Here is a 21,499-nt window from a genome sequence, read left to right as displayed (position 1 = left end):
ACGGAACGAACGAATATCCGCATTTTTACCTACGGGGTCGGTAAGGAGGGATAGATGAACTCCGCTCGAGCCGTCCTGCTGGCGACGGTCGTCCTCTGTGGGACACTCCTCGTGGCGGTGCCGACGGCCGCCGGCCCGACCTCCTCCCCCAGCGACGCGAACGGCGACGTCCGCTCCGTCCAGTCGACCGTCGAGTCAGTTCAGGCGAACCAGACGACGAACGAATCGCTCGGCGCCGAGATCTCCTCGTTCATGCAGGTCAGCTCCGCCGAAGCACAGGGAGCGGTCGACACCGGCATGTGGGTCGCGGAGTACAACGCCTCCGGTAACCAGTCGGCCAAGCAGTCGCTCGTCGACCAGCAGGTGACGACCCTCGGGAGAGAACTCGACACGCTCCAGCGCGAGAAGCAGGCCATCATCACCGCCTACCGGAACGGGAACATCACCAGGGTGGAGTACAAGGCCCAGATGAGCAGCATCATCGGCCGCATCCAGTCCGTCCAGCAGGCGATCAACGAGACCGAACCCCGCGCACGGGCCGTCGGGGCGGACGTCCGCGCCGTCACGGCGCTCAGTAACCGGACGAACGCAACGGTCGGGCCGGAGGTCGCGGCCGTCGCCCAGTCGCTCAACACCGTGAACGTGCCGAACCAGAGCGCTCGCGCCGCCGGCACGACGCCGCCCGGCCAGAGCGGCACCCCCGGCGCGTCCACCGGCAACGGCAACACCCCCGGAGCGTCCGCCGGCAACGAGTCGAACGGCCCGGGAGCGGGCACGGGCAACGGCAACGACGGCGGCAACAACAACGACGTGGCGACCGGGCCAGCGAACAAGGCAGGCGTCGGCAACGAGACCGACGTCAGTGCCGGCAGTGGCACTGACACCGCGCCCGACGGCGGACAGACCGGCGGCGTGGACAGCGGGCAGGACACCACGCCGAGCGGCGGCGGTGGACAGGCCAACAACCCCTCGCTGGGCGATACGGGGGTTCTCGCCCCCGTCGAGACCGAGATAGCCCCGTAGCCGGCGAGAGACACCCTTTTCAGTTCACGCGACGAAACTCCCGATGTGAATGGATTCCGCAGCGCTGCTCGACATCCTCGGTAACGAGAATCGCAGGCGCATCCTGCGATTGCTCTCGCAGAAGCCCTGCTACGTTACGGAGATAAGCGAGTACCTCGGCGTCAGCCCCAAGGCGGTCATCGACCACCTCCGCAAGCTGGAGGAGGCCGGCCTGGTCGAGAGCCGGACCGACGACCAGCGCCGCAAGTACTTCCACATCTCGCGGAACCTCCGCCTGGAGGTCGACGTCTCCCCTTACGAGTTCGGCATGAAGAGCGCGTACCCGGCGAGCGCGAGCCTCGACGTCAGCGCCTGTCGGTACGTCTCGCTCGACCTCCAGCAGACGATGCAGGTCAGCGACGACGATTCCGACGCTGCGGGCGACGAGACCGCGAGCGAGGACGACGCCGCGACGGCGATGGCCGACGGCCCGCCCGCGGACGCCGTCGCCGCGAGTTCGACGGACGACGCCAGGGAAGACGACGACGGGGAGAGCCTCGACGACGCAGCGGTCGACGACGTCGCCGGGCTCGCGGAGGAGCTCAGCTGCCTGGAGGACCTCAAGAGCGAGCTGTCGCTCGCCCAGCGGTGGGTCCACGGGCGGATGACCGACGTCCTCGACTCGCTGTCGGACGCGGTCGACGGCGACAACGAGGGCCACCTGCGCGCCGAGATGCTGGCCGCCATCGCCGCCGGCGCGGAGACGGTGCCGGCGATCAGCGACGAGGTGCGCGCGCCCGCCCCCATCGTCGAACGCAACCTCTCGGAGATGGCCGAGCAGGGCGTCGTCGAGCGCGACGGCGACCGCTGGACACTGGCGACCTGAGAGCGAAGCGGCTGGTTCTGGACCGACGCCGACCGCCGAGAGCGACTGCGTCGGCGAACGGGAGCCCTATATCTCGCGGGTGAGGCCGTCGCGGAGGTCGTTGCCGAAGTACGCGCCGAGCGCGCCGACCAGGAACCCGGCGCCGGCGCCGACGACGGCCCACGGGACGCCGCCGATGGCGATGAGCATCAGATTCTGGAGGAGGAAGGCGAGGCCAGCGCCGAGTGCGCCGCCCGCGGCGGTCTCCAGGATGCGGGAGTCGCTCGTGACCGCGCCGAGGACGAACGACGCGAGGAACACCGAGACGAGGCCGGCGAGGCTCCCGCCGAGCGGGACGAACGCCCCGCCGAACAGCATCGCGACCGTCGAAACCGCCGCCGCGACCAGGAAGAAGCGCGGCGAGAACACGCCGACCGCGCGCTGCTTCGCGCGAGCGCGGAACCCGTCGTCGGACTCGCTCGACGACTCCTCCGGCTCCACGTCGTCGAGCAGGTCCGCCACGTCGTCCGACTCCCGCGTTCGACTGCGCTGGGGCATGGATTCGGTTTGGCCGGCTGCCGTAATGGGCCTTTCCCCGGGCGTGACGCGACGACGACCGTGAGGCGAACTGTGACGCGAACCAGCGGCCGTCGCGGAACCCAAACGAGGGGATTCAAGTCTCGCGGAGCGTAACGGCGAGACATGAACGCAGGGGACAGAGTCCGGGTAGAGCGGGCGGACCAGACGTACGAGGGCGTGCTGCTGCCCTCGTCGACGGACGAGAACCTCGTCGTCAAGCTCGACGGCGGGTACAACGTCGGCGTCGACCGCGAGGCGGCGTCGGTCGACGTGCTCGAACCGGACGTCTACGAGATCGAGCAGGGCGAGACCAGCGAGTCGTCGGCGGTGGAGTTCGACCCCGACCTGCCGACCATCTCGCTCATCTCGACTGGCGGCACCATCGCGTCGACGGTCGACTACCGCACCGGCGCGGTGACCGCGCAGTTCGACGCCGAGGACGTGCTCCGGGCGGTGCCGGACCTCGCGGGCCGGGCGAACTACCGCGGGCGCGTCGTCGCCAACATCCTCAGCGAGAACATGACGACGGACGTCTGGCAGGACCTCGCGCAGGCCGTGTACGACGAGATCGAGGCCGGCGCGGACGGCGTCGTCGTCATGCACGGCACGGACACGATGCAGTTCACCGCGAGCGCCCTGTCCTTCATGCTCGACACGCCCGTCCCGGTCGTGTTCACGGGCAGCCAGCGCTCGGCGGACCGGCCCTCCTCGGACAACGTGATGAACGCGGTCTGTGCGGTGGAGGCCGCGAAGGCCGACGCCGCCGAGGTGATGGTCTGCATGCACGCCTCCGAGAGCGACGACGACTGCGCGCTCCACCGCGGCACGCGCGTCCGGAAGAACCACACCAGCCGCCGCGACGCCTTCGAGACGGTCGGCGCGGAGCCGCTCGGCGAAGTCGACTACGACACCGGCGAGGTCACGTTCCGACGCGAGTACAGCGAGCGCGGCGAAGCCGACCTCGCGCTCGCGTCCGACCTCGAATCGGAGGTGGAACTGCTGAAGTTCACGCCCGGCATGGGCGTCGACGCGCTCGACGTCGCCGAGGACAAGGCCGGCCTCGTGCTGGAGGGCACGGGCCTGGGTCACGTCCACTCCGACTGGGCGGACCGCATCGCCGACCTCGTCGACGACGGTACGACCGTCGTGATGACCAGCCAGTGCCTCGAAGGACGGGTCTGCGACCGCGTGTACGACACGGGCCGCGACCTGCTCGACGCCGGCGTCGTCGAGGGCGAGGACGTGCTCCCCGGCACGGCGAAGGTGAAACTGATGTGGGCGCTCGCGAACGCCGACGACCCGGCGACCGCGATGCAGGAACCGCTCGCGGGCGAGATAACCGAGCGGTCGGTCCCCTGGGAGTGACATGGCCGACGGCATCGAACTCCGCGCGGCGACCCACGACGACTACGACGCCGTCGCGGCGTTCACCCGCGACACGTGGCCGGACCGCGACGGCGGCGACTACATCCCCGACATCTACCACGACTGGATCGAGGGCGACGAGCGGCGAACCGTCGTCGCAGACGCGGGCGACGACATCGCCGGCATCGCCCAGGGCGTCGTACTCTCCGACTGGGAGGCGTGGGGCCAGGGGATGCGCGTCAACCCGGCGTTCCGCGGCGAGGGCGTCGCCACGGCGATGACCCACGACCTGTTCGACTGGACCCGCGGTCGCGGGGCACGGGTGTTCCGGAACATGGTGTTCTCCTGGAACGTCGGCGGCCTCGGGCAGTCGCGGGCCTGCGGCTACGACCCCGCGACCGAGTTCCGGTGGGCCACCCCGGAGCCGGACCCCGACGCCACCCCGACCCTCGACGTGACGGCGGACCCGACTGCCGCCTGGCGCTACTGGACGGACAGCGACGCCCGCGCGCACCTCTCGGGGCTGGCCCTCGACGAGGAGGAGACGTGGGCGCTCTCGGAGCTGACACGCGAGAACCTCCAGCGTGCGGCGGACGACGACGGCCTGTTCGTCGTCCAGGACGACGGCACACGGGGGTTCGCCCACCGCGTCCGGACGTACGACCGCGAGAACGAGGACGGCGAGACGGAGACGTGGGCGGAGTACGGCGTCGGTGCGTGGGCCGACGCGACGGCCGCCCGGAGCCTGTTCGCGGCCGTCGCCGCCGACGCGGCCGACTGCGGCGCGACGCAGACGCGCGTCCTCGTTCCCGAGACGCCGCGCCACGTCAGCGACGCCGCCTACTGCCGGGTCGGCGTCGCCGACGAACCGGACTTCGTACTCGCCGCCGACCTCACGCGCGACTACTGACGCCTCTCGCGGTTTCCCTGCTAGCCGACTGAACACTCCGGGCGCTCCTGTTGACTTTCCCCGGATTCGCGCCGCCCGCGAAGCTACCGCAGAGCCGACGATGCCGCAGTCCACTCCCGTAGCTCTGCTGGCCAACCGACCGGGTGGGGCTGAAAGGGGCTGGCGGCTCCGGGAAGACGGGCGCAGCAAGCACGCGACCGAAGGGAGCGCGCGCAGCAAGCCCCTCGACCGGAGCCGCCAGGGGCTTTCGAGGCGTCCGTCGCCGGTGGTGACCTCGAAGAACCTTCACAGAAGGCAGTCTCAGCGATGCCGAGCTCCGCTCACCGTTCGCGACGCACCCGGTATCGAACCCCTTCCCTGCTATCCGCCGCTGACGGGCGGGAACAGCGCGAGTTCGTCGCCCTGCTCCAGTTCGGTCGCGAGGCCGTCCTGTGCGGTGACGTTGGTGCCGTTGCGGAGGAGGTTGACGTGGTCGCGAAGCGTCCCGTCCTCGTCGAGCACGCGCTCGCGGAGTTCGGGGCGCGGGTCCAGCAGTGCGTCGAGGGCGTCGCCGACGGTGTCCCCGGGCGCGACGTCGACCGACACCTCCTTGCCGCCCGCGAGGTCCGCGAGGTCGGCGAACAGCTTCCACTTCATGTGTCGTCCGTGGGCCCGGGACGGCAAGTCGTTTTCCGTCCGCAGGGTTCCGGACGATTTTTCTGCCCGTCAGCGGAACCACATCGCATGGCAACGCAGCCACACCTGCTCGTCGACGAGGGTGACCTCCACGACGTCGCGCTCATCCCGGGCGACCCCGGACGGGTCGACCGCATCGCCGCGCTGTGCGACGACTCCGAGGTCGTCTCCCAGAACCGCGAGTACAAGGTCGTCAACGCCGAGTACGAGGGCACACCGCTGACCATCTGCTCGACCGGCATCGGCTGTCCGTCGGCCGCCATCGCCGTCGAGGAACTGCACGCCGTCGGCGTCGAGACGGTGATCCGCGTCGGGACGACCGGTGCGCTCCAGTCCGACATCGACATCGGCGACATGGTCGTCGCGACGGGTGCGGCGAAGAACGAGGGGACGAGTCGACGCTACGAGGCGGTCGAGTACCCCGCCGTCCCGGACTACGACGTGCTCTCGGCGCTGGTCGACTCTGCCGAAAGCAACGAGGAGCGCGCGGCCGGCGAGGCCGCGGACGGAACGAGCGGCGAAGCCGCGAGTCGCGTCCACGTCGGTCCCATCGCGAGCGACGACGCCTTCTACGCCGAGACGGACGAGTACGTCGCGGACTGGGAGGCGGCGAACATCCTCTGCGTCGAGATGGAGGCGGCGGCCGTCTTCTCCATCGCGCGCCGGAAGGGGATGCGCGCGGGCGCCATCTGCACCGTCGACGGCAACCTCGTCGAGGGCACCCAGAAGGGCACCGACACCGAGGACGAGGAGCTCCCCGAGAAGGCGAAGAACAACGTCGAGCGCGCCATCCGCATCGCGCTCGACGCCGTGACGACGCTGTAGTCGGCCACCGCGACGGTCGCGGTCGTCGGCGATTCTCCCCCGCCACGAACCGCCGCCAGCCGCTGCGCTGGCTCTCGGGACGAGTGGGACGGTAGCCTCGCGCCGGAACTGAGCGACGGGCGGTCTACAGGCACCGCAGACAGGCTTTTCAGCCCCAGTGGCGTTGGTAGCAACTGGAATGCCGGGGACAATGTCGAACTTGCTGGACACCGCCCGCCAGTGGCTCCGCCGGGCCAGGCGGGCCGAACGGCGCGAACTCCGCGAGTTCGTCGTCTGGCTCGAACACACGCGCAACCTCGTCCACCTCTCCGTGCTGCTGTTCGTCCCCATCCTCATCGCGATTGTCACGGTCATCTCAAACAACGTGAACGTGTTCCCGTTCGTCCTCTTCCCGCCGCTGGCGTCCGGGACGTTCACCCTGTTCGCCGACCCGGAGGGGAAGTACGCCTCGCCGCTGACGTTCGTCGCGGGGCTGACCGTCGGCGCGCTCTGCGGGACGGCCGCCATCTGGGTCGCCGCCTACACGACGCTGCAGAACCCGCTCCAGGCCGAGACGCTGGCGGTGTCGCCGGTGACGGCCGCGCTCGCCGTCTTCCTCACGGGCGCTGCCACGTGGGCGTTCGACCTGGAACAGCCGTCGGCGTTCTCGACGGCGCTGCTCGCGCTCATCGCGCCGGAGTTCACGAGTCCCGTCAGCGTCGGTCACTTCCTGCTGCAGTACACGGGGTCGGTGTTCGTCGCCAGTAGCGTCGTCGCCGTCGCGTTCGACTTCTGGCGACGCGAGTTCTACGAGCAGCGCAACCGGTACCTCTACCGGTCGACACAGGGCGACGACCGGGTGCTCGTGCCGATGCGCGGCGAGGACGCCGAGGCGACGGCGATGTTCGGGGCGAAGCTCGCGGCCGCCCACGACACCGGGAAGGTCGTGCTCGTCGACGTCGTCGACCAGGACGCCATCGAGGCGGCCGCCGAGACGCTGGCGGCGGCGGGCGACACCGACACGGACGTCGTCGACGCCGAGACGGCCGACCTGGACGCCGAGGCGGCCGAAACGCAGGCCGCCGACACGGCTGCCGAGCGTCTGGAGCGGCAGGCCAACCGCATCCGGACCCAGGTGGGCGTGCGCTGCGAGGTCGTCGTCGCGAGCGACGGCTCGGACCCCGCTGGGACCGTGCTCGACACCGCGGACGAGACCAACTGCGACCTCGTCGTCGCGCCGTACGAGGAACATCGCGGCGCGCTCTCGGGGTTCGTGCGGTCGCTGTTCCAGGGCGACGTCGACGCCATCGCCTACCGGCCAGCGCCGGACAGCGACCCCCGGCGGCGCTGGCGGCACGTGCTCGTCCCGGTCCGCCGGGCGGGCGACACGGCCCACGCGATGATCGACTTCGCCCGGCGGCTGACCGGCCGCACCGGGTCGGTCGGGGTCTGCAACTGCATCCAGCGGGAATCCGACCGCCGCGACGCGGAGTCGATGCTCGCCGACCTCGTCGAGGCGTTCGAGGGAACGTTCGAGACCCGCGTCGCCCGGGCGGACATCACGCGGTTCCTGGCGGCCAACGACGACCACTACGACCTGTTCCTCATCGGCGCGAGCACGGACCGCAGCGCAGCCTCGCGGTTCGTCTCGCCGCCGACGTTCGAGCGGCTCCAGGAGCTCGACGCCGACGTCGCCATCGTCCATCGGCCGTGAACGGTCGGAATCGTGCGTCCCGGTCAGACGACTGTCGCGCCGCCGTCCGTCGGCTCGCAGGTCGCCCGAGCGGTCAGTCGTCGGCGCGGTCCGCGCCGTCGTCGAGCGCCGACGCGACGAGCAGGTCTCCGACGACCGCCGGGCCGACGACCGCATCGGCACCAGCCCGCTCCAGTTTCTCGACGGCGTCCTCGTCGCGGGCCGCCGCGACGACGCGCACGTCCGGCGCGACCTCCCGAACGCCCAGCACGGCGAGCGCGGTGGTCGCGTCGTCGACGGTCGCAACGACGACGGCACGCGCTCGGTCGACGCCGACGCGGTCGAGCGTCTCGTCGTCCGTCGGATCGCCGACAAGCACGGGAACGTTGCTGCCGTCGATACCGGCCGATTCGTCCTCGGTGACAACGACGACGAGGTCGGCGTCGTCGCGGTCGCCAGACCGTACGGTCGTCAGTACTCCCTGTCCGCGTCCGAGAACGACCACGTGGTCGTCGAGTCGGTCCACGTCGACGCCGCTCCTGTCGGTGTCGGTCGAATCCACGTCAGTCGTCGACGTGGCTCCGTTCTCGCGTCGGGACGAGAACAGCGGTTCGACGACGACGCCGACGGTGGCGGCGACCACGCTCGGACCGAGGAGGACCAGCGAGAGGACGAACAGTCGACCGCCCTGGGTCGTCGCGTGGACGTTGCCGAATCCGATGGTCGTCGCGGTGTCGACGGTGAAGTACAGGGCGTCGAGCGGCGTCGAAACGCCGGTGAACTGCCCGCGGAGCGTGTACGTCCCGACGACGCCGTACAGCAGCATCGCGAGCAGGGTCGAGAGCGCGACGACCGGGGCACTGGTCGCGGCGAGTCGTCGGTCGAACCGCCGGTAGTCCCGGGCCACGACCGCGAGTGCAACGAGTGCGACGACGAGCAGGACGAGCGAGAACGGACTCGCCTGCAGGACACCGTGGAGCGCGACGACGGTCAGCAGGACGACCGTCGTGACCCACGCGAGGCGGTACCCGCGCTGCAGGCCGTACGCCGCCACCAGCAGGAGGAAGCTCGCGACGACGCCCGTGAACCCGGCCAGTCGGCGAACGGTCGCCGGAACGACTCTCCGGAGCGGCCACACGACGGCCTCGGTGCCGATGACCGCGATACCGGTTGCTATCCCGAGGAAGGCGACGACCACGGTCAGTCCGACGGGCGATTGCCACGAGGAGCCCCTCGACTCTACCCCCATGCGCTCCCGTCAGCCGTGGAGAGCCATAAACCGTCGGCCAGCGCCGACGCCGCCGCAAGGAGTCAGGGGAGGTACCGGACGCAGACGACGCCCTCGTCAGAGCGCACCTCGACGCGGTTCACGCCGAGGCGCGCCGCGCGGCTGTACGTCCCCTCGTCGTCGAGCACGTCGGCGACCGCGTCCGCGGTGTCCGCCGGGGGGACAGAGAGGACGTGTATCTCGCCGGTGCCGGCGCGTTCACGACGGTCGACGTCGCCGACGTCCTGCTCGGCGGCGACGTCGCGCTCCTGCGGCGTCGGCGGTTCGTCGCTCTCGGCCGCGCTGAGCGACCACTGCTCGGCGACCTCCACGACCTCCCACGTCACCTCCATCGGCGGTTCGGGCGCGACGGTCGCCTCGACGGCGTCGTGCACCTCCACGCCGGGGTTGTCTGAGAGCGTGTGCACCTGCCCGTCGTGGACGTCCTTCAGCACCGCCGAGTCGCTCTCGGCGTGCGTGACGAGGAACGTGCTGGTCTTCTCGGTCATGGGCGAGGATAGACGCTCGCGGCTTTTCCGGATTGCGTTCCGTCGTCCCGTCGTCAGCGGAGAAGCCGGTGGACGGCGACGACCAGCGCCGCGCCGACGACGGGCGGGACGAGCCCCCAGAGCTGGGGGAGCGAGTAGAGGACCGACCCGACCGCGCCGGGGTCGGCCGACTGGTACTGCGGCGGGACGGAGACGACGAGACCGACGTACAGCGAGACGAGGAAGACGAATCCGGCCAGCGCGACGCCGGCGTCGTAGGTCGGCGTGCTCTCGTCGCGGCGGTGGCGGCGCGCGACGAACAGGACGGGCGCGAAGAGCGGCCCGAGGACGAACATGGCGACGACGCCGAGGAAGGCGTTCGACGTGGTGGCGAGCGCCGACTGGCCGAGGGTGGTGAAGAACCAGCGCACGAGCGCCAGCACGAACACGAATCCGAGCAGGAGGCCGACGACGAAGCTGACGAAGGCGTAGACGCGGAACAGCCGCGAGTCCGACGCGCTGAAGCCGTACCGGAACGCGCCGAACAGCCCGGCGTATCCGTCCTCCTCGTCGGGAGCCGACTCCCCGGCCGTGGCGGTGTCGCTCATCACCTCGGCCTCGGGTCCGATGACAGGTAAATGGCGCGGGTCGCGGTTCCCCGTGGCGAACGACCGGCGCACCGCCGGTGGCGGCTGCGACGCTACCGACCGGAGTCTGCGACGCAGCCAGCGGGTGAGGTTGACTCGCGGAGAGGCCTGAAACCGACAGACCCTTTCGCGAACGCACGAATCCAGCAGGTATGAGCACCATCCGGGTCGTCTGGGGGACCGCCAGCGGACCGACGAGGATGTCGTCGTACGACGCCGCGCTGGCGGACGCCAACGTCCACAACTACAACCTCGTCGCCGTCTCCTCCGTGATTCCCGCGGACGCCACCGTCGAGGCCGTCGGCACCGCGCCGGACCTCGGCCCCGCCGGCGAACGCCTCACCGTCGTCGAGGCGCGCGCGACCCGTGCCGGGCCGGGCCACGTCACCGCCGGCCTGGGCTGGACGACCGGCGACGGTCCCGGGCTCTTCTACGAGTCGGCGGGCGAGACCGACGAGGCGGAGATCGACGAGCGCGTCCGCGCCGGACTCGCGGCGGGGCGCGAACTCCGCGACTGGGACTTCGCGGACGAGGAGACGCGGACCGTCACCACCGACGCCGACAGCGGCACGTACGCGACCGCCGTCGTGCTGGCGGTGTACGGCGACAGCGAGCCGATCTGCTGACCCGTCTCCGGGCCGCTCCGAAGCCGATTTACGCCCGTGGCCGTTCGGTTCCGGTAATGAGCAAGCCGAGTCCGGACGTCTACGAGCGGGGCAAGGGCATGGACGCCCACAACGAGGTGATGCGCCGTATCCGGGCGCAGAAAGAGGCCGAGTACGACCCGCACGAGCCGACGCGCGTGTGGATCGACGAGGACAACACGCCCGACGGCATCTACCAGAGCCTCACCATCATCCTCAACACCGGCGGGTGCCGGTGGGCCCGCGCCGGCGGCTGCACGATGTGCGGCTACGTCGCCGAGTCGGTCGAGGGCGGCAGCGTCGGCCACGAGGCGCTGATGGACCAGATCGACGTCTGCCTGGAGCACGAGCGGGAGAACGCCGACGAGAAGAGCGGCCTCATCAAGATCTACACCTCCGGTTCCTTCCTCGACGAGCGCGAGGTCGGCGCGGAGACCCGCCGCGCCATCGCCGAGACGTTCGCGGACCGCGACCGCATCGTCGTCGAGAGCCTCCCGGACTTCGTCGAGCAGGAGAAACTGGCGGAGTTCACCGGGAAGGGACTGGAGACGGACGTCGCCATCGGCCTGGAGACCGCGACCGACCGCGTGCGCCACGACTGCGTGAACAAGTACTTCGACTTCGAGGACTTCGTCGCGGCCAGCGAGGCGGCCGACGCGGCCGGCGCGGGCGTGAAGGCCTACCTGCTGATGAAGCCGCCGTTCCTCAGCGAGTCGGAGGCCATCGAGGACATGAAGTCCTCGGTCCGACGCTGCGCCGAGTACGCTCACACCGTCTCGATGAACCCGACCAACGTCCAGCGGTACACCATGGTCGACGAACTGTACTTCCGCGACGGCTACCGCCCGCCGTGGCTCTGGTCGGTCGCCGAAGTGCTGGAAGACACCGCCGACGTCGACGCCATCGTCGTCTCCGACCCCGTCGGCCACGGCAGCGACCGCGGCCCGCACAACTGCGGCGAGTGCGACGACGTCGTCCAGAAGGCCATCAAGGACTTCGACCTGCGCCAGGACCCGTCCGTCTTCTCCGAGGTCTCCTGCGACTGCGAGGCCACCTGGGAGGCCGTCGTCGAGCGCGAGCGGAGTTACAGCCTGCCGCTGGCGCGATAATCAGACGACGGTCTGGGTTCCGCAGTCCATCGACGTCGACACCGTGCTCGACTCGATTCCGTCGCTCGTGACGACGACGTCGGTCGCAGCGTCGTTGCAGTCGAAGTCCATGTACCCGTAGGCGACCTCGTGCGTCCGGTCGCCGACCCTGGTCGTCAGCACGTAGTTCTGTGGCTTCCGGAGCGAGACAGCGACCGCGTCGCCGGCATCGAGCGGTATCGACCTCTCGAAGACCTTCTTCGGCATGCCCCCGAGTACGGCCGTCGTGAGGCGCAGTTCGACGGTCGTCTCTCCGTCCGTCCCGTTCCACACCCAGACGTGACGAGGTTTCGGGTCCTCTCCGTCGTCGGTTCCGACCGCGAGCGCGTGGGCGGGCTGACCGTCCAGCGAGACGCCGGCGTCGGGGAGCGCGAGCGGGACGCCGCGGTCGACGCGTTCCGGCGACACCGTCCGTTCCTCCATCGATGCGGTGCGCATGGTGGTCGTTCCGCCCGTCGTCTCCGCCGGCCCGTCCGACGTTCCGGACCGACCGGTCGTCCCGGTGGGCCGGGTCCCGGTCGCGCTGTCCGGTGAACGCTCCGGTGGGTCGTCGGACCCACGGGTGAGCGACGAGAGACAGCCGGCGAGGCCGGTCGCTACGACACTCACGCCAGCGCTGAGAAGGGCGCGTCTGGAGGGCATGGACGGGAGTGCGGGGACCGCCGGTGAATGTTTTCTGTCACGACCGTTGCGGTGCAAAGGTCGTCGAGGAGTCGACGGCGAGCGGTTCGGAGACGTTTCCGCTGGTAGGTGCGCCTTACCGCGCGATACCCGGCGTGTAACAAAGTCGTGTTCCCGCGAACCAGCGGCCGGGTGAACTGTCGACGACGTCGGTGCCGCGCCGCCGTCTGCTCGACGACCGACGATGCCAGACGGATGGAACGACTACGAGACCGTCTTCTGCTCGAACGGGTGGCTGGAGATACGCGACCCCGACAGCAGGAAGCGGTGGATAGCGACCGACTCGCCGGCAGAGGTACGTCGATGAGCGCGTGGGTCCCGGCGACGAGCGTCGCGGGGCCGGTCGTCCTCTGGCCGCTGTTCGTCGCGTTCCTCGGGGTCGCCCTCGTCGGCGTCGTCTGGTCGCTGCTCGTCGGACGGGGCGACCGGTCGACGTAGCGTCCCGGGGTCGCTCGACGCGTGTTCTTCGGACCCGGTAGCGGTGAGGAGACGGTGGGACAGTTCCACCGTCGTCCGGACGTTCGACGACGGAGAGCGACGGCCCAACTGGCGGGGCGAAGCTACCAAGTGTTTCGCCGACGTATGGTAGCACACGACATGAACGTCTGGGGCTGGATCGTCCTCTACGTCGTGCTCTTCTCGGTCCTGCAGTTGCTGATATACAGGTACCTGAGAAGCGACGACGACGCACCACTGCTGCGGTCGACGCCACCGAGCGCCGACCGGTCCGTGTCGGACGACGTCCGCAACGACTACGTGCTGGACGAGCTCGCCGAGGACGAGACGACGAGCGACGCGTCCGACGACGCGGACGCACGCCACTGCCCGCACTGTGGAACGAGCAACGGGGACGGCTACACCTACTGCCGCGAGTGCGTCGAACCGCTGGGCGTCTGGTAGCGGGGACCGGGGGAACGGGGCGCTTTTTGCTCGGGGACGCCGACCGACGGGTATGGCTCGCGCCGTCGCGCTGAACGTGGCCGCCAACACGAACGAGCCCGGCGTCCGCGGTCCCATCTACCCGGACGGCCGCTTCGAGTACGTGCCCATCCCGGAGTCCGAACCGACCGCGACACCGGTGCCGACGTACGCCGACCTGGACCTCGACGTCGACCTGCCACCGGGCGCGGGCGAGCGGCCGGTCCACCTCGACCCCGAGTTCGCCGAGTACCCCGGGTGCGAGCGCTACACCTACGGCGACCCCTTCGGCGTGAAGGCCCGGCCGCTACTGGAGTTGACGGCGGGCGACTACGTGTTCTTCTACGCGACGCTGACGACGTCGGACGTCGACGACACTACCAGCACCGCCGACGCCCGACGAGACTGGATCGCGCCCGACTGGGGCGCGTACGTCGTCGGCCAGTTCCGACTGGCACGGGACCCGCTGGACGGCGACGCCTTCGAGGCGCTACCGACCGACGAGCGGGCGGCCTTCGCGAACAACGCCCACGTCAAACGGGAGACGTTCGACGCGGCGGTGCTGCTGCTGGGCGACGACGAGGGGTCGGAACTGTACGAGACGGCAGTCCCGCTGAGCAGTCGCGAGCGCGGGGTGGACGCCAACCGCGTGGTGACCGACCTCTCCAGCGACTCCGGGAAGGGACCGTGGTGGCGGCGGCCGATGCGGTTCGACGAGGCGGCGACCACGGAACTGCTCTCGATTCGCGACGACGGGGCGTTCGGAAGCTGTTTCGGGTAACGGCAAATCCGACGGCGTTGAGTGGTCTGAGTTCGTTGATGTGCAGTTGTCAGGAGAAGATACGAACAGCCGCCGCGTCAGGTCTTCGTCGCGGTAGCTCCCGCCCAGACATCCAGTATGCGTTACGGCCACTTTTCTCTTGACCCCGGCATAATCCACTACATACACCTCCTTGGCTGGGATAGTGCCAGCGATGGTGATTGTGGTGTGTGCGTTGAACGGTCGCCCGCCTTTACTTACCCGAAATCGGGGTAGGACAGATTTGCTGATAAGTCGATGCTGGCGGCGATTAACCCGGCTCGAATCTCAGTGTCATCGGAGAAGTAGGCGAGTGTACCTACTCCGCCTGCAGCAGCGGCCCTAACGAGACGGAGTGTGGAGAGCAGTTTTCGTTTGGTGAGCTTCATCGGTTCGTAGAGTCGTCTTGGCTGGGTGTAGCTTCATCCCACAAGTCCTTCGCAGTCAGCGCGATGTACAGGATGGATGGGACCACGATGAACGCGAGGATGCCGAACCTCGCTCCGGCGAACTGCAGGAGATCCCCTATGAGTGGGACACTGAACGCGACGACCCCAATAATTTCGTCGGGCTGTCGTGTCTCAGCGTCACGGTTTTCGTTGTTATCTCCTTTCGTGATGAACGCGACCTGCCCGCCCTGTGTTGTTTTCTCAACTACACGGTGGGTGGTCGTCTTCCCCGCGCCGCCTTCACTGAACGTGATGACGTCTCCTTCGTTGATGCTCTCGGCAGGAACATCGTTGACGTATATGACGTCTCCGGAACTGAGTGCGGGTTCCATGCTTCCTGAGAGGACGACGTAGCTCTCGTCCATCCCTCCTGCTGCTGGGAACGCGTGGAACAAGAATGGGATGGCGATGAGTAGGAGTACAGCTACACCGAATCGGTGTAGCCACCTGTTCACGGTTACGTGTTACTGGTGGTGCTGCTGGCGCTGCTGTCTTCCTGCCCGTTGTCAGGGTGCGGACCCAGAATCACGTCCTGCTCAGCGAGCGACATGAACGCCTCGTCTGCGTATTCGCCCTCCCACGGGTTGGCTGGGTACTTGGAGTCCGGCGTCGCGCTTTCGCCGTCATCGGTTCCACGGAACCGCCCGTTGGGATTGTGGCGGGACTGCTCCGAGTAGAAGTCGAAGCAGACCGTGATAGAGTCACCCTGAACCTCGTTGCCGACGGACTTCGGAAGACGCCATCGAACGAGCACGTACTGGGACGTGCCATTCCCGAACGGGTCGATGGGCTCGCCTTCGGGATAGGCGCCACCGACCACGTCAGGGGACTCAGCGTTGCGAACGCCATCGAGCAGAACAGGGATTGATCCCTTCTGCGGTTCCGTCGTCTTGACCTCATCGAGCGTGAGCGGCTTCTGGATGTAACGGTCGTTCCAGAGGTCGCCCTCGTGAGGACCGTCGCCGTCATTGACGGTGTGATTGCCGTTCTGGTCGTAGAACGACCTGAACTCCAGCGTCTCGTCCAGTTCACCGTAGCCGTCGGTGTCTTCACCCTCCGCTGCCAGTTCAGCGTCGTTTTGACCGTTCTCCCGCGAGTTCTTGAGGCGGCCGCGGAACCAAACCCACGCCGGGTTTGCGATGTTCTTGATTTCGAATCGAATCCAGCCCTTGTCGCCGGGCTTTATGTCGTTGAGTTGGATTCCCATCTCCGACCCGTCGGTGTCACCCACAGAACGGGTGGTCGGCTGGACGTTGTTCCCATAGTGGCTGATTTCCCAACCAATCTGGAGGTCGAGTTTACCGGCGGTGAACGTGCCGCTGGTGGATTCGCTGTCGCTGAACAGCGCAGCAGTTCCTGCACCACCAAGCGCAGCGCCAGCGCCGATACCGCCGAGTCCGAGCAGTGCTTTGCGTCGCGTCAGATCGAATTTGTCGTCCGACATTGTTGTTACCGCTCCCCGATCCTCGCCACGGCCCGGTGCAGGGCCGGACGGGCCGAGGATGCGAATCGAGCTACCACGGACACCCCAGTATATATACACACGGTCGTGGTTCCATAGACGATGTATCAGATACCGATACGGAGGCTGTATTCGGTGCCGGGAGGGATGACGAACAGTCTAGCCGACGCTACGTCCAGTATATCGCCGTTTTCGGACGTGATATCGGGGGCAATACCCGGGAGATACTGTCAGCATACCTTCACCAAAAATGTTATAATCCGTATAACTATCCCGTCGAGAGACGCAGGGTCGACCGGGTGAGCCCCATGAGAATCAGCCACACAACCGGATACTACCTCGTCCGACCATGAGCACGACGGTCTCTCCGTCGGCCGATGGGCCGTCGATAGACGACGGGTCGGACGACATCACGCAGGACGTCGCCTTCAAGATGCTGAGCTCCCGACGGCGGCGGCACGTCATCCACTACCTGCTGCAGCGGGAGGAGGACGTCTCCCTCCACGAGCTCTCGAAGCGACTCGCAGCCTGGGAGAACGACGTCCACTACGACGAGGTCACGTACAAACAGCGGATGCGGGTGTACACGGCGCTACGACAGTCGCACCTGCCGAAGATGGACGACGAGGGGCTCGTCGAATTCGACCCCGACGCCGGCGAGACGCGGCTCACGGACGAGGCGACGAAGCTGGAGGTGTACCTCGACATCGTCCCGCACGACGAGATTCCCTGGAGTAGCTACTACCTCGGACTCGGCGTGCTGTCGGGGGTCGTCGTGACGGTCGCCTGGATCGGACTGTTCCCGTTCGACGTCCTCCCCGGCATCGCGTGGAGCGCCGTCGTGACGGCGCTGTTCGTCGGATCGGCGGTCGCGCATCGGCGGCACGACCGACGCAACCGGCTCGGCGCGGAGGGCAGCCCGCCGGTATGAGCGGTTCGCCGTCGACCCTGCGACAGTTCGTCGCGACCGTTCCAGCGAAGCGGTTGGTCCACCTCGGCGGACTGGCGCTGCTCTGTGCCGGCGTCGTGGTGAGCGTCGCCGTCGCCGCCCCGCAGGTGGTCGGCGCGAACCACAGCTACGTGGTCATGTCCGGGAGCATGAGTCCGACGATCGAGGCGGGCGACGTCGTGTTCGTACGCGACGCAGCCCCGGCGTCGATCGAGGAGGGCGACGTCATCACGTTCCGGTCGGGGACCGACTCCAACTCCGTCCTCACCACCCACCGCGTCGTGGCGGTGGACCACAGCGGCGGTCAGCCGGCCTTCCAGACCAAAGGCGACGCGAACGAGGACCCGGACCCCCGTCCGATACCGGCCGACGACGTCGTGGGACGGGTCTGGTTCCATCTGCCGTACGTGGGGCATCTGGTGCTGTTCGCGCAGTCCCGTCTTGGCGTCATCACGCTCGTCGTCGTCCCGTCGGTCCTGCTCGTGGTCACCGAGGCGTACGAACTCGCGCGCGCGGCGTTCGGCGACTCCGACGCCGGAGCCACCTCCGGGGAGGGGGAGGGATGACCCCACGCACGGGCCTCCTCGCGCTCGCGCTGGTCGCCGTGCTGTCGTTGGGGGCGGGCAACGTCGGATTCTCCTGGGGGCTGCTGTCCGACACCGAAACCGTCGACTCCGGACCGATCATCGCCGCCGACTCGACGCCGTCCGACGCCGAGGCGACGCCCGCCGATATCAGTTCGACGGAGAACGGAACGACCCCCAACGGGACGGCTGGCGAAGGGACGACGGCCGTCCACGGAACTGCGACCACCCAGACGACGACCATCGCCGGAGTCGACACTGCCGACGGGACGACGACCGCCGGCACCACTGCAACGACGACCGCCACCGCTACGACAGCGACGACTACCGACGCCACGACCATCACGTCGACCGCCGATTCGACCACCACGACCACCACGGCGACGACTACCGGTACCACAACCTCTGCTACCTCGCGAACCACGACTACCACGACGTCCGGGTGAGACCGCAATCGACGTCCTGCTTCCGTTCTTCGGGTGTCCCCGTCCGACGAGTAGCGGCGCTCGTCGGCAGGACGTAGTCACCCACGCACGGCGACCCAGACCGGAAAGTGGTCGGACGCCCGCTCGGCCACGGGACGGTCCGGGTCGGTCGCGGCCGGCCAGGCGACGCCGGACGCCGCGACCTCGAAGTCCGTCGACGGGAGGACGTAGTCGGCCCGGGTGGGACCGCGGGAGAGGTCGCCGGTCGCGTGCGGAGCGCCGCACTCGCGACCGCCGCGACCGGACGGGGTCGTCGGAACCACCCGCGAGCAGTCGAGCAGGTGGCGCGCGACGGCGTCGTCGGTCGGCCGGTCGCGGGGGTCGGCGTTCAGGTCGCCGAGGAGGACGAACCGCTCGTCGGGCGAGAGACCGCCCGCGACGCCCTCGTCGTCGATCGGGTAGTCCGCGCCGGCGACGTAGTCACCAAGGAAGCGGATCTCGTCGTGGCAGCGCGGCGCGTTGAGCGTCGCCATGCCGTCGGCGAGCGGCGGCGACGGATGTGCGACGACGGCGTGGACCGTCCCGTCGGGCAGTTCGATGGGGACGTCTGCCACCGTCTTCGCGGGGAGGCGGAACCGTTCGCGCTCGGCGGACGTGAGATAGAGGTCTCGTTCGGGGTCGGTCGGGATGCGGTGGCCCGGGAGGTCCGCCCAGCGGAAGGTCCGGAAGGTGCGGACGGCGTCGGTGTCGATGGGGTACGCGCTGTACAGCGTCATACCGTACCGGCCGGGATAGGGAGCGTAGCTGAAGCAGTCGCGGGCGTACGCGTCCGTCCCCGGTTCGACGCCGACGCCGTCCTTGCCGACGTCCATCCCGCTCGGGATGCCTGTGTTGCACCGCGGCGCGTACCACGCCGCGAAGTCGACGCCCGCGAGGTCCGGTTCCTGTGGCTCGCGGAGGTAGTCCGCCAGGAACGCCGCCGCGTTGTGCCGCCGTTCCCACCCCTGGACGAAGTTGTCGTCCATCTCGTTCACCAGCAGGACGTCCGGCGTCGGCAGGCGCTGGACCATCTCGGCGGCCGCCTCGAGCTGGTCGGTGCCGCGTCGCTGTACCTTCTCCGTCGTCAGCCGTTCGACGTTGTACTGCGCGAAGACGTACTCCCCCATCCTGTCACCGTCGGCGGTAGCACCCGGACGGCCGAGACTCTCCCGGCCGACCTCACTCCCTCGCCAGCAGTTCCTCGGCGTGACGCTTGCCGAGCGCGATGGTGTCGTAGTCCTCGGTGCCGATCTCCAGCGTCGCCGTCCCCGACCAGTCGGCGTCCGCCAGCCCCTCGAACACCGTCTCGAAGTCGACGGTCCCCATCCCGACCGGGAGGTGTTCGTCGTCGCCGCCGCGCGTGTCGACCAGGTGGAGGTGCCCGATGCGGTCGGCGTGCTCGCGGCAGAACCGCGCCATCCCGGCCTCGTCCATCCCGGCGAGCAGCGCGTGGCTGATGTCGAAGGCCATCGACGCCTCGGGGTAGCGCTCCAGCAGTTCCGGGAAGGCGGTCACGTCGTAGTAGCTGGAGACGACGTTCTCCAGGCAGGGCTCCAGGCCGCGTTCGACGGCAGCGGGCACCAGGTCGTCCAGCGCGTCGTGGACGAACTCGCGGGACTCCGCCGCCGTCCAGCCGAGGTCCCAGGCGTCCGACGACGGATGGAACACCACCGTCTCCGCGCCGAGGTCGGCCGCGAGGTCCATCCCGGCGGTGAACTCCTCGACCACGCCCGCCCGCACGGGCGCGAACGGTGACCCGGGGTCGGCGGCGAACGGCAGGTGGACGACGACGCCCATCCCGGCGTCGTCGAGCGTCCGCCGCATCGCCGCCCGCTCGTCGGCGATGCGCTCGCGGGCGTACGGCCCGTCGAGCAGCAGTTCCACGAACCGGAAGCCTTCCTCGGCCGCCCACGCGACGGCCTCGTCGAACGGCATGCCGAGGCCGACCGTGAAGCCGAGGTCGAGGTCGGGGGCGCTGGTCATCAACTAGTCGATGTACTCCACGACGTGGGAGACCGCCCGCTCAACGACATCCTCGCGGAGCGCTCCCTGTCGGTAGTCTATCCACTCGCTTCTGATGGCGTTCACCGACCACGGCATGATAGAACTGGACTTTGGCGCACCTCCATCTGTCCAGTGTTCGTCTTCGAGTGGAATTCGTTCGTCGTGCCATGTCCGCGTCGTCAGCGAAAGCGCGATGTACTGATCGCCATGAAACGGCGTCTCGCTGTCACTGATAACGAGAAACGGGCGGCCAGCTGTATCGTTGTCCTTGAACGGGTCGATTGCGACCACGACGTCCCCGCGTCCCCAACTCATTCGTCTCGGTTCGCCGCGGCATGGTCCCGCCACTCGTCGATGTCTTCTGCTCCGAACCGGTCGTCTAGGTCTTCCATGCTCCGGTGGAATCGAAACGCCTCTCGGACCGTTTTCTCGTCACCGATCGCCCAGTAGTCTCCCTTGTGTTCGACGAGATTCCGCTCTCGTAGTCGACGGAGGACGGTACTTATCGAACTCTTCTTGACGCCTGCACCCTCCGCGATCTCGGAGGGAGTGAACGCCTTGTCGTTGTTCCGGTGGAGGAACCGGACGACCTTCTCGGCGTTCGTCACCTCCGTGAGCTCCTCGTCGCTGGCGTTACTGAAGGTCTCGATGTCGATCGGCACGTATGTCAGTACTGTCTCCAGTGTCATAATCGTTCCTCTGTCAGTCAGGTCACGATAGTCGGGGTTCGGCACGTGAACGGAAGACGAACATCCGCTGTTCGGCAACGACTCACGGTCACTGGCTCTTGATGGAGCGTGTCGAGAATCCGTATTGCGGTTCCTTCCGTCCACCAGTCCATACGACTCCACAGACCGGGACGCGAGACGTATGCGAACCCCACTCCCGATCCAGTCGTTGGATTCAAGTAATCGGATCGACCCAGGGTTATGAGCTACGCACCCATCGATGGGAGAGAAGTAGCTCTCAAACGCCTGAGTTCGACCAAGAGAAACCCGGATGCGCCGACCGGGAGTTCACCGAGCGCAGCGAGGTGAACGTCGGTCGGCAAACGACCGAAGGGAGTGCGCCGACCGGGAATTGAACCGGAGCAAGACATTCC

Annotated in this window: 28 protein-coding genes; 15 read left to right on the top strand and 13 right to left on the bottom strand. The window is 68.3% G+C overall.

Features of this window, described 5'->3' with window-relative positions; all coding sequences use genetic code 11:
• Positions 1–54: 54 nt before the first annotated feature.
• Complete coding sequence (locus NKT36_RS11090; RefSeq protein ID WP_327051110.1) at positions 55–1,023, top strand: hypothetical protein; 969 nt, start codon at positions 55–57, stop codon at positions 1,021–1,023.
• A 49-nt stretch (positions 1,024–1,072) separates the two neighbouring features.
• Positions 1,073–1,888, top strand: coding sequence for an ArsR/SmtB family transcription factor (locus tag NKT36_RS11085; RefSeq protein WP_327051109.1), 816 nt, complete (start codon positions 1,073–1,075; stop codon positions 1,886–1,888).
• Between the two features lie 66 nt (positions 1,889–1,954).
• On the opposite strand, the gene NKT36_RS11080 is transcribed toward NKT36_RS11085, so the two are convergent.
• Positions 1,955–2,425 (bottom strand): hypothetical protein, encoded by a 471-nt coding sequence (locus NKT36_RS11080; RefSeq protein ID WP_327051108.1) that lies wholly within the window; start codon positions 2,423–2,425, stop codon positions 1,955–1,957.
• Between the two features lie 144 nt (positions 2,426–2,569).
• Between NKT36_RS11080 and gatD the strand changes: the two genes are divergently transcribed.
• Entirely contained in the window at positions 2,570–3,811 is a 1,242-nt protein-coding gene (gene gatD, locus NKT36_RS11075; protein WP_327051107.1) for a Glu-tRNA(Gln) amidotransferase subunit GatD, read from the top strand.
• Between the two features lies 1 nt (position 3,812).
• Positions 3,813–4,721, top strand: a complete 909-nt coding sequence (locus NKT36_RS11070) for a GNAT family N-acetyltransferase (RefSeq protein ID WP_327051106.1) — start codon at positions 3,813–3,815, stop codon at positions 4,719–4,721.
• A 360-nt stretch (positions 4,722–5,081) separates the two neighbouring features.
• Here the strand turns inward: NKT36_RS11070 and NKT36_RS11065 are convergent, their stop codons facing one another.
• On the bottom strand, positions 5,082–5,357 hold the full coding sequence (locus NKT36_RS11065) for a ubiquitin-like small modifier protein 1 (protein WP_327051105.1): 276 nt from the start codon (positions 5,355–5,357) through the stop codon (positions 5,082–5,084).
• A gap of 87 nt (positions 5,358–5,444) precedes the next feature.
• Between NKT36_RS11065 and NKT36_RS11060 the strand changes: the two genes are divergently transcribed.
• Complete coding sequence (locus NKT36_RS11060; RefSeq protein WP_327051104.1) at positions 5,445–6,221, top strand: nucleoside phosphorylase; 777 nt, start codon at positions 5,445–5,447, stop codon at positions 6,219–6,221.
• A 190-nt stretch (positions 6,222–6,411) separates the two neighbouring features.
• A complete protein-coding gene (locus NKT36_RS11055) occupies positions 6,412–7,914 on the top strand; it encodes an HPP family protein (protein WP_327051103.1) in 1,503 nt (500 codons plus the stop codon).
• Positions 7,915–7,987: 73 nt separating this feature from the next.
• Here the strand turns inward: NKT36_RS11055 and NKT36_RS11050 are convergent, their stop codons facing one another.
• The 3 genes from NKT36_RS11050 to NKT36_RS11040 all read right to left on the bottom strand — a co-directional run bounded on the left by NKT36_RS11050 (position 7,988) and on the right by NKT36_RS11040 (position 10,256).
• On the bottom strand, positions 7,988–9,142 hold the full coding sequence (locus NKT36_RS11050) for an NAD-binding protein (protein WP_327051102.1): 1,155 nt from the start codon (positions 9,140–9,142) through the stop codon (positions 7,988–7,990).
• A gap of 62 nt (positions 9,143–9,204) precedes the next feature.
• Positions 9,205–9,669: a DUF5812 family protein gene (locus tag NKT36_RS11045; protein ID WP_327051101.1), complete on the bottom strand. Its 465-nt coding sequence runs from the start codon at positions 9,667–9,669 to the stop codon at positions 9,205–9,207.
• Positions 9,670–9,722: 53 nt separating this feature from the next.
• Positions 9,723–10,256: a hypothetical protein gene (locus tag NKT36_RS11040; protein WP_327051100.1), complete on the bottom strand. Its 534-nt coding sequence runs from the start codon at positions 10,254–10,256 to the stop codon at positions 9,723–9,725.
• A 191-nt stretch (positions 10,257–10,447) separates the two neighbouring features.
• Here NKT36_RS11040 and NKT36_RS11035 point away from each other — a divergent pair, with 191 nt between their 5' ends.
• Both NKT36_RS11035 and NKT36_RS11030 read left to right on the top strand, forming a co-directional pair.
• Complete coding sequence (locus NKT36_RS11035; RefSeq protein ID WP_327051099.1) at positions 10,448–10,921, top strand: pyruvoyl-dependent arginine decarboxylase; 474 nt, start codon at positions 10,448–10,450, stop codon at positions 10,919–10,921.
• Positions 10,922–10,977: 56 nt separating this feature from the next.
• On the top strand, positions 10,978–12,048 hold the full coding sequence (locus NKT36_RS11030) for an archaeosine biosynthesis radical SAM protein RaSEA (protein WP_327051098.1): 1,071 nt from the start codon (positions 10,978–10,980) through the stop codon (positions 12,046–12,048).
• On the opposite strand, the gene NKT36_RS11025 is transcribed toward NKT36_RS11030, so the two are convergent.
• A complete protein-coding gene (locus NKT36_RS11025; protein WP_327051097.1) occupies positions 12,049–12,729 on the bottom strand; it encodes a hypothetical protein in 681 nt (226 codons plus the stop codon).
• 223 nt (positions 12,730–12,952) lie between these two features.
• Here NKT36_RS11025 and NKT36_RS11020 point away from each other — a divergent pair, with 223 nt between their 5' ends.
• The 4 genes from NKT36_RS11020 (at position 12,953) to NKT36_RS11005 (ending at position 14,467) form a co-directional block, all read left to right on the top strand.
• Positions 12,953–13,075, top strand: coding sequence for a hypothetical protein (locus tag NKT36_RS11020; RefSeq protein ID WP_327051096.1), 123 nt, complete (start codon positions 12,953–12,955; stop codon positions 13,073–13,075).
• A complete protein-coding gene (locus NKT36_RS11015) occupies positions 13,072–13,206 on the top strand; it encodes a hypothetical protein (RefSeq protein WP_327051095.1) in 135 nt (44 codons plus the stop codon). The genes NKT36_RS11020 and NKT36_RS11015 overlap by 4 nt, the downstream gene beginning before the upstream one ends.
• A gap of 144 nt (positions 13,207–13,350) precedes the next feature.
• Complete coding sequence (locus NKT36_RS11010; protein WP_327051094.1) at positions 13,351–13,668, top strand: zinc ribbon domain-containing protein; 318 nt, start codon at positions 13,351–13,353, stop codon at positions 13,666–13,668.
• A gap of 52 nt (positions 13,669–13,720) precedes the next feature.
• Positions 13,721–14,467, top strand: a complete 747-nt coding sequence (locus NKT36_RS11005) for an Nmad3 family putative nucleotide modification protein (protein WP_327051093.1) — start codon at positions 13,721–13,723, stop codon at positions 14,465–14,467.
• A gap of 236 nt (positions 14,468–14,703) precedes the next feature.
• Here NKT36_RS11005 and NKT36_RS19250 read toward each other — a convergent pair whose 3' ends face one another.
• The 3 genes from NKT36_RS19250 to NKT36_RS10995 all read right to left on the bottom strand — a co-directional run bounded on the left by NKT36_RS19250 (position 14,704) and on the right by NKT36_RS10995 (position 16,378).
• Positions 14,704–14,874: a SipW-dependent-type signal peptide-containing protein gene (locus NKT36_RS19250; protein ID WP_407652172.1), complete on the bottom strand. Its 171-nt coding sequence runs from the start codon at positions 14,872–14,874 to the stop codon at positions 14,704–14,706.
• Positions 14,871–15,299, bottom strand: coding sequence for a signal peptidase I (locus NKT36_RS11000; protein WP_407652171.1), 429 nt, complete (start codon positions 15,297–15,299; stop codon positions 14,871–14,873). The genes NKT36_RS19250 and NKT36_RS11000 overlap by 4 nt, the downstream gene beginning before the upstream one ends.
• Before the next feature lie 92 nt (positions 15,300–15,391).
• Complete coding sequence (locus tag NKT36_RS10995) at positions 15,392–16,378, bottom strand: TasA family protein (protein ID WP_327051091.1); 987 nt, start codon at positions 16,376–16,378, stop codon at positions 15,392–15,394.
• A 367-nt stretch (positions 16,379–16,745) separates the two neighbouring features.
• Here NKT36_RS10995 and NKT36_RS10990 point away from each other — a divergent pair, with 367 nt between their 5' ends.
• The 3 genes from NKT36_RS10990 to NKT36_RS10980 are packed head-to-tail and all read left to right on the top strand — an operon-like array spanning position 16,746 to position 18,375.
• Positions 16,746–17,327 (top strand): DUF7344 domain-containing protein, encoded by a 582-nt coding sequence (locus NKT36_RS10990; protein ID WP_327051090.1) that lies wholly within the window; start codon positions 16,746–16,748, stop codon positions 17,325–17,327.
• Entirely contained in the window at positions 17,324–17,911 is a 588-nt protein-coding gene (locus NKT36_RS10985; protein ID WP_327051089.1) for a signal peptidase I, read from the top strand. Before NKT36_RS10990 ends, NKT36_RS10985 begins: the two co-directional genes overlap by 4 nt.
• Positions 17,908–18,375, top strand: a complete 468-nt coding sequence (locus NKT36_RS10980) for a hypothetical protein (RefSeq protein ID WP_327051088.1) — start codon at positions 17,908–17,910, stop codon at positions 18,373–18,375. The genes NKT36_RS10985 and NKT36_RS10980 overlap by 4 nt, the downstream gene beginning before the upstream one ends.
• Positions 18,376–18,452: 77 nt before the next feature.
• Here the strand turns inward: NKT36_RS10980 and NKT36_RS10975 are convergent, their stop codons facing one another.
• The 4 genes from NKT36_RS10975 to NKT36_RS10960 are packed head-to-tail and all read right to left on the bottom strand — an operon-like array spanning position 18,453 to position 21,059.
• Positions 18,453–19,520: an endonuclease/exonuclease/phosphatase family protein gene (locus tag NKT36_RS10975; protein WP_327051087.1), complete on the bottom strand. Its 1,068-nt coding sequence runs from the start codon at positions 19,518–19,520 to the stop codon at positions 18,453–18,455.
• Positions 19,521–19,572: 52 nt separating this feature from the next.
• Positions 19,573–20,376 (bottom strand): sugar phosphate isomerase/epimerase family protein, encoded by an 804-nt coding sequence (locus tag NKT36_RS10970; RefSeq protein ID WP_327051086.1) that lies wholly within the window; start codon positions 20,374–20,376, stop codon positions 19,573–19,575.
• 3 nt (positions 20,377–20,379) lie between these two features.
• Positions 20,380–20,688 carry a type II toxin-antitoxin system PemK/MazF family toxin gene (locus NKT36_RS10965; RefSeq protein ID WP_327051085.1) on the bottom strand — a complete coding sequence of 103 codons (309 nt, stop codon included), beginning with the start codon at positions 20,686–20,688 and terminating at the stop codon, positions 20,380–20,382.
• A gap of 20 nt (positions 20,689–20,708) precedes the next feature.
• Positions 20,709–21,059: a helix-turn-helix domain-containing protein gene (locus tag NKT36_RS10960; RefSeq protein ID WP_327051084.1), complete on the bottom strand. Its 351-nt coding sequence runs from the start codon at positions 21,057–21,059 to the stop codon at positions 20,709–20,711.
• Positions 21,060–21,499: the final 440 nt, after the last annotated feature.

The sequence above is a fragment of the Halomicrococcus gelatinilyticus genome, assembly GCA_024227995.1.
GTDB classification, from domain to species: Archaea; Halobacteriota; Halobacteria; order Halobacteriales; family Haladaptataceae; genus Halomicrococcus; species Halomicrococcus gelatinilyticus.
The sequence above is the reverse complement of the archived record's forward strand: the minus strand, read 5'-3'. Positions and strand labels throughout refer to the sequence as shown.

What these genes read in the sequence shown, in the direction of transcription:
- NKT36_RS11015 (WP_327051095.1), top strand. Translation starts at nt 13,072, where the DNA reads ATGAGCGCGTGGGTCCCGGCGACGAGCGTCGCGGGGCCGGTCGTCCTC.
- NKT36_RS11030 (WP_327051098.1), top strand. Translation starts at nt 10,978, where the DNA reads ATGAGCAAGCCGAGTCCGGACGTCTACGAGCGGGGCAAGGGCATGGAC.
- NKT36_RS11040 (WP_327051100.1), bottom strand. Translation starts at nt 10,256, where the DNA reads ATGAGCGACACCGCCACGGCCGGGGAGTCGGCTCCCGACGAGGAGGAC.
- NKT36_RS11025 (WP_327051097.1), bottom strand. Translation starts at nt 12,729, where the DNA reads ATGCCCTCCAGACGCGCCCTTCTCAGCGCTGGCGTGAGTGTCGTAGCG.
- NKT36_RS11085 (WP_327051109.1), top strand. Translation starts at nt 1,073, where the DNA reads ATGGATTCCGCAGCGCTGCTCGACATCCTCGGTAACGAGAATCGCAGG.
- gatD (WP_327051107.1), top strand. Translation starts at nt 2,570, where the DNA reads ATGAACGCAGGGGACAGAGTCCGGGTAGAGCGGGCGGACCAGACGTAC.
- NKT36_RS10980 (WP_327051088.1), top strand. Translation starts at nt 17,908, where the DNA reads ATGACCCCACGCACGGGCCTCCTCGCGCTCGCGCTGGTCGCCGTGCTG.
- NKT36_RS11060 (WP_327051104.1), top strand. Translation starts at nt 5,445, where the DNA reads ATGGCAACGCAGCCACACCTGCTCGTCGACGAGGGTGACCTCCACGAC.
- NKT36_RS10990 (WP_327051090.1), top strand. Translation starts at nt 16,746, where the DNA reads ATGAGCACGACGGTCTCTCCGTCGGCCGATGGGCCGTCGATAGACGAC.
- NKT36_RS11050 (WP_327051102.1), bottom strand. Translation starts at nt 9,142, where the DNA reads ATGGGGGTAGAGTCGAGGGGCTCCTCGTGGCAATCGCCCGTCGGACTG.
- NKT36_RS11000 (WP_407652171.1), bottom strand. Translation starts at nt 15,299, where the DNA reads ATGGACGAGAGCTACGTCGTCCTCTCAGGAAGCATGGAACCCGCACTC.
- NKT36_RS10970 (WP_327051086.1), bottom strand. Translation starts at nt 20,376, where the DNA reads ATGACCAGCGCCCCCGACCTCGACCTCGGCTTCACGGTCGGCCTCGGC.
- NKT36_RS10975 (WP_327051087.1), bottom strand. Translation starts at nt 19,520, where the DNA reads ATGGGGGAGTACGTCTTCGCGCAGTACAACGTCGAACGGCTGACGACG.
- NKT36_RS11020 (WP_327051096.1), top strand. Translation starts at nt 12,953, where the DNA reads ATGCCAGACGGATGGAACGACTACGAGACCGTCTTCTGCTCGAACGGG.
- NKT36_RS11035 (WP_327051099.1), top strand. Translation starts at nt 10,448, where the DNA reads ATGAGCACCATCCGGGTCGTCTGGGGGACCGCCAGCGGACCGACGAGG.
- NKT36_RS10985 (WP_327051089.1), top strand. Translation starts at nt 17,324, where the DNA reads ATGAGCGGTTCGCCGTCGACCCTGCGACAGTTCGTCGCGACCGTTCCA.
- NKT36_RS11080 (WP_327051108.1), bottom strand. Translation starts at nt 2,425, where the DNA reads ATGCCCCAGCGCAGTCGAACGCGGGAGTCGGACGACGTGGCGGACCTG.
- NKT36_RS11010 (WP_327051094.1), top strand. Translation starts at nt 13,351, where the DNA reads ATGGTAGCACACGACATGAACGTCTGGGGCTGGATCGTCCTCTACGTC.
- NKT36_RS11090 (WP_327051110.1), top strand. Translation starts at nt 55, where the DNA reads ATGAACTCCGCTCGAGCCGTCCTGCTGGCGACGGTCGTCCTCTGTGGG.
- NKT36_RS11045 (WP_327051101.1), bottom strand. Translation starts at nt 9,669, where the DNA reads ATGACCGAGAAGACCAGCACGTTCCTCGTCACGCACGCCGAGAGCGAC.
- NKT36_RS11005 (WP_327051093.1), top strand. Translation starts at nt 13,721, where the DNA reads ATGGCTCGCGCCGTCGCGCTGAACGTGGCCGCCAACACGAACGAGCCC.
- NKT36_RS11065 (WP_327051105.1), bottom strand. Translation starts at nt 5,357, where the DNA reads ATGAAGTGGAAGCTGTTCGCCGACCTCGCGGACCTCGCGGGCGGCAAG.
- NKT36_RS19250 (WP_407652172.1), bottom strand. Translation starts at nt 14,874, where the DNA reads ATGAAGCTCACCAAACGAAAACTGCTCTCCACACTCCGTCTCGTTAGG.
- NKT36_RS11070 (WP_327051106.1), top strand. Translation starts at nt 3,813, where the DNA reads ATGGCCGACGGCATCGAACTCCGCGCGGCGACCCACGACGACTACGAC.
- NKT36_RS11055 (WP_327051103.1), top strand. Translation starts at nt 6,412, where the DNA reads ATGTCGAACTTGCTGGACACCGCCCGCCAGTGGCTCCGCCGGGCCAGG.
- NKT36_RS10995 (WP_327051091.1), bottom strand. Translation starts at nt 16,378, where the DNA reads ATGTCGGACGACAAATTCGATCTGACGCGACGCAAAGCACTGCTCGGA.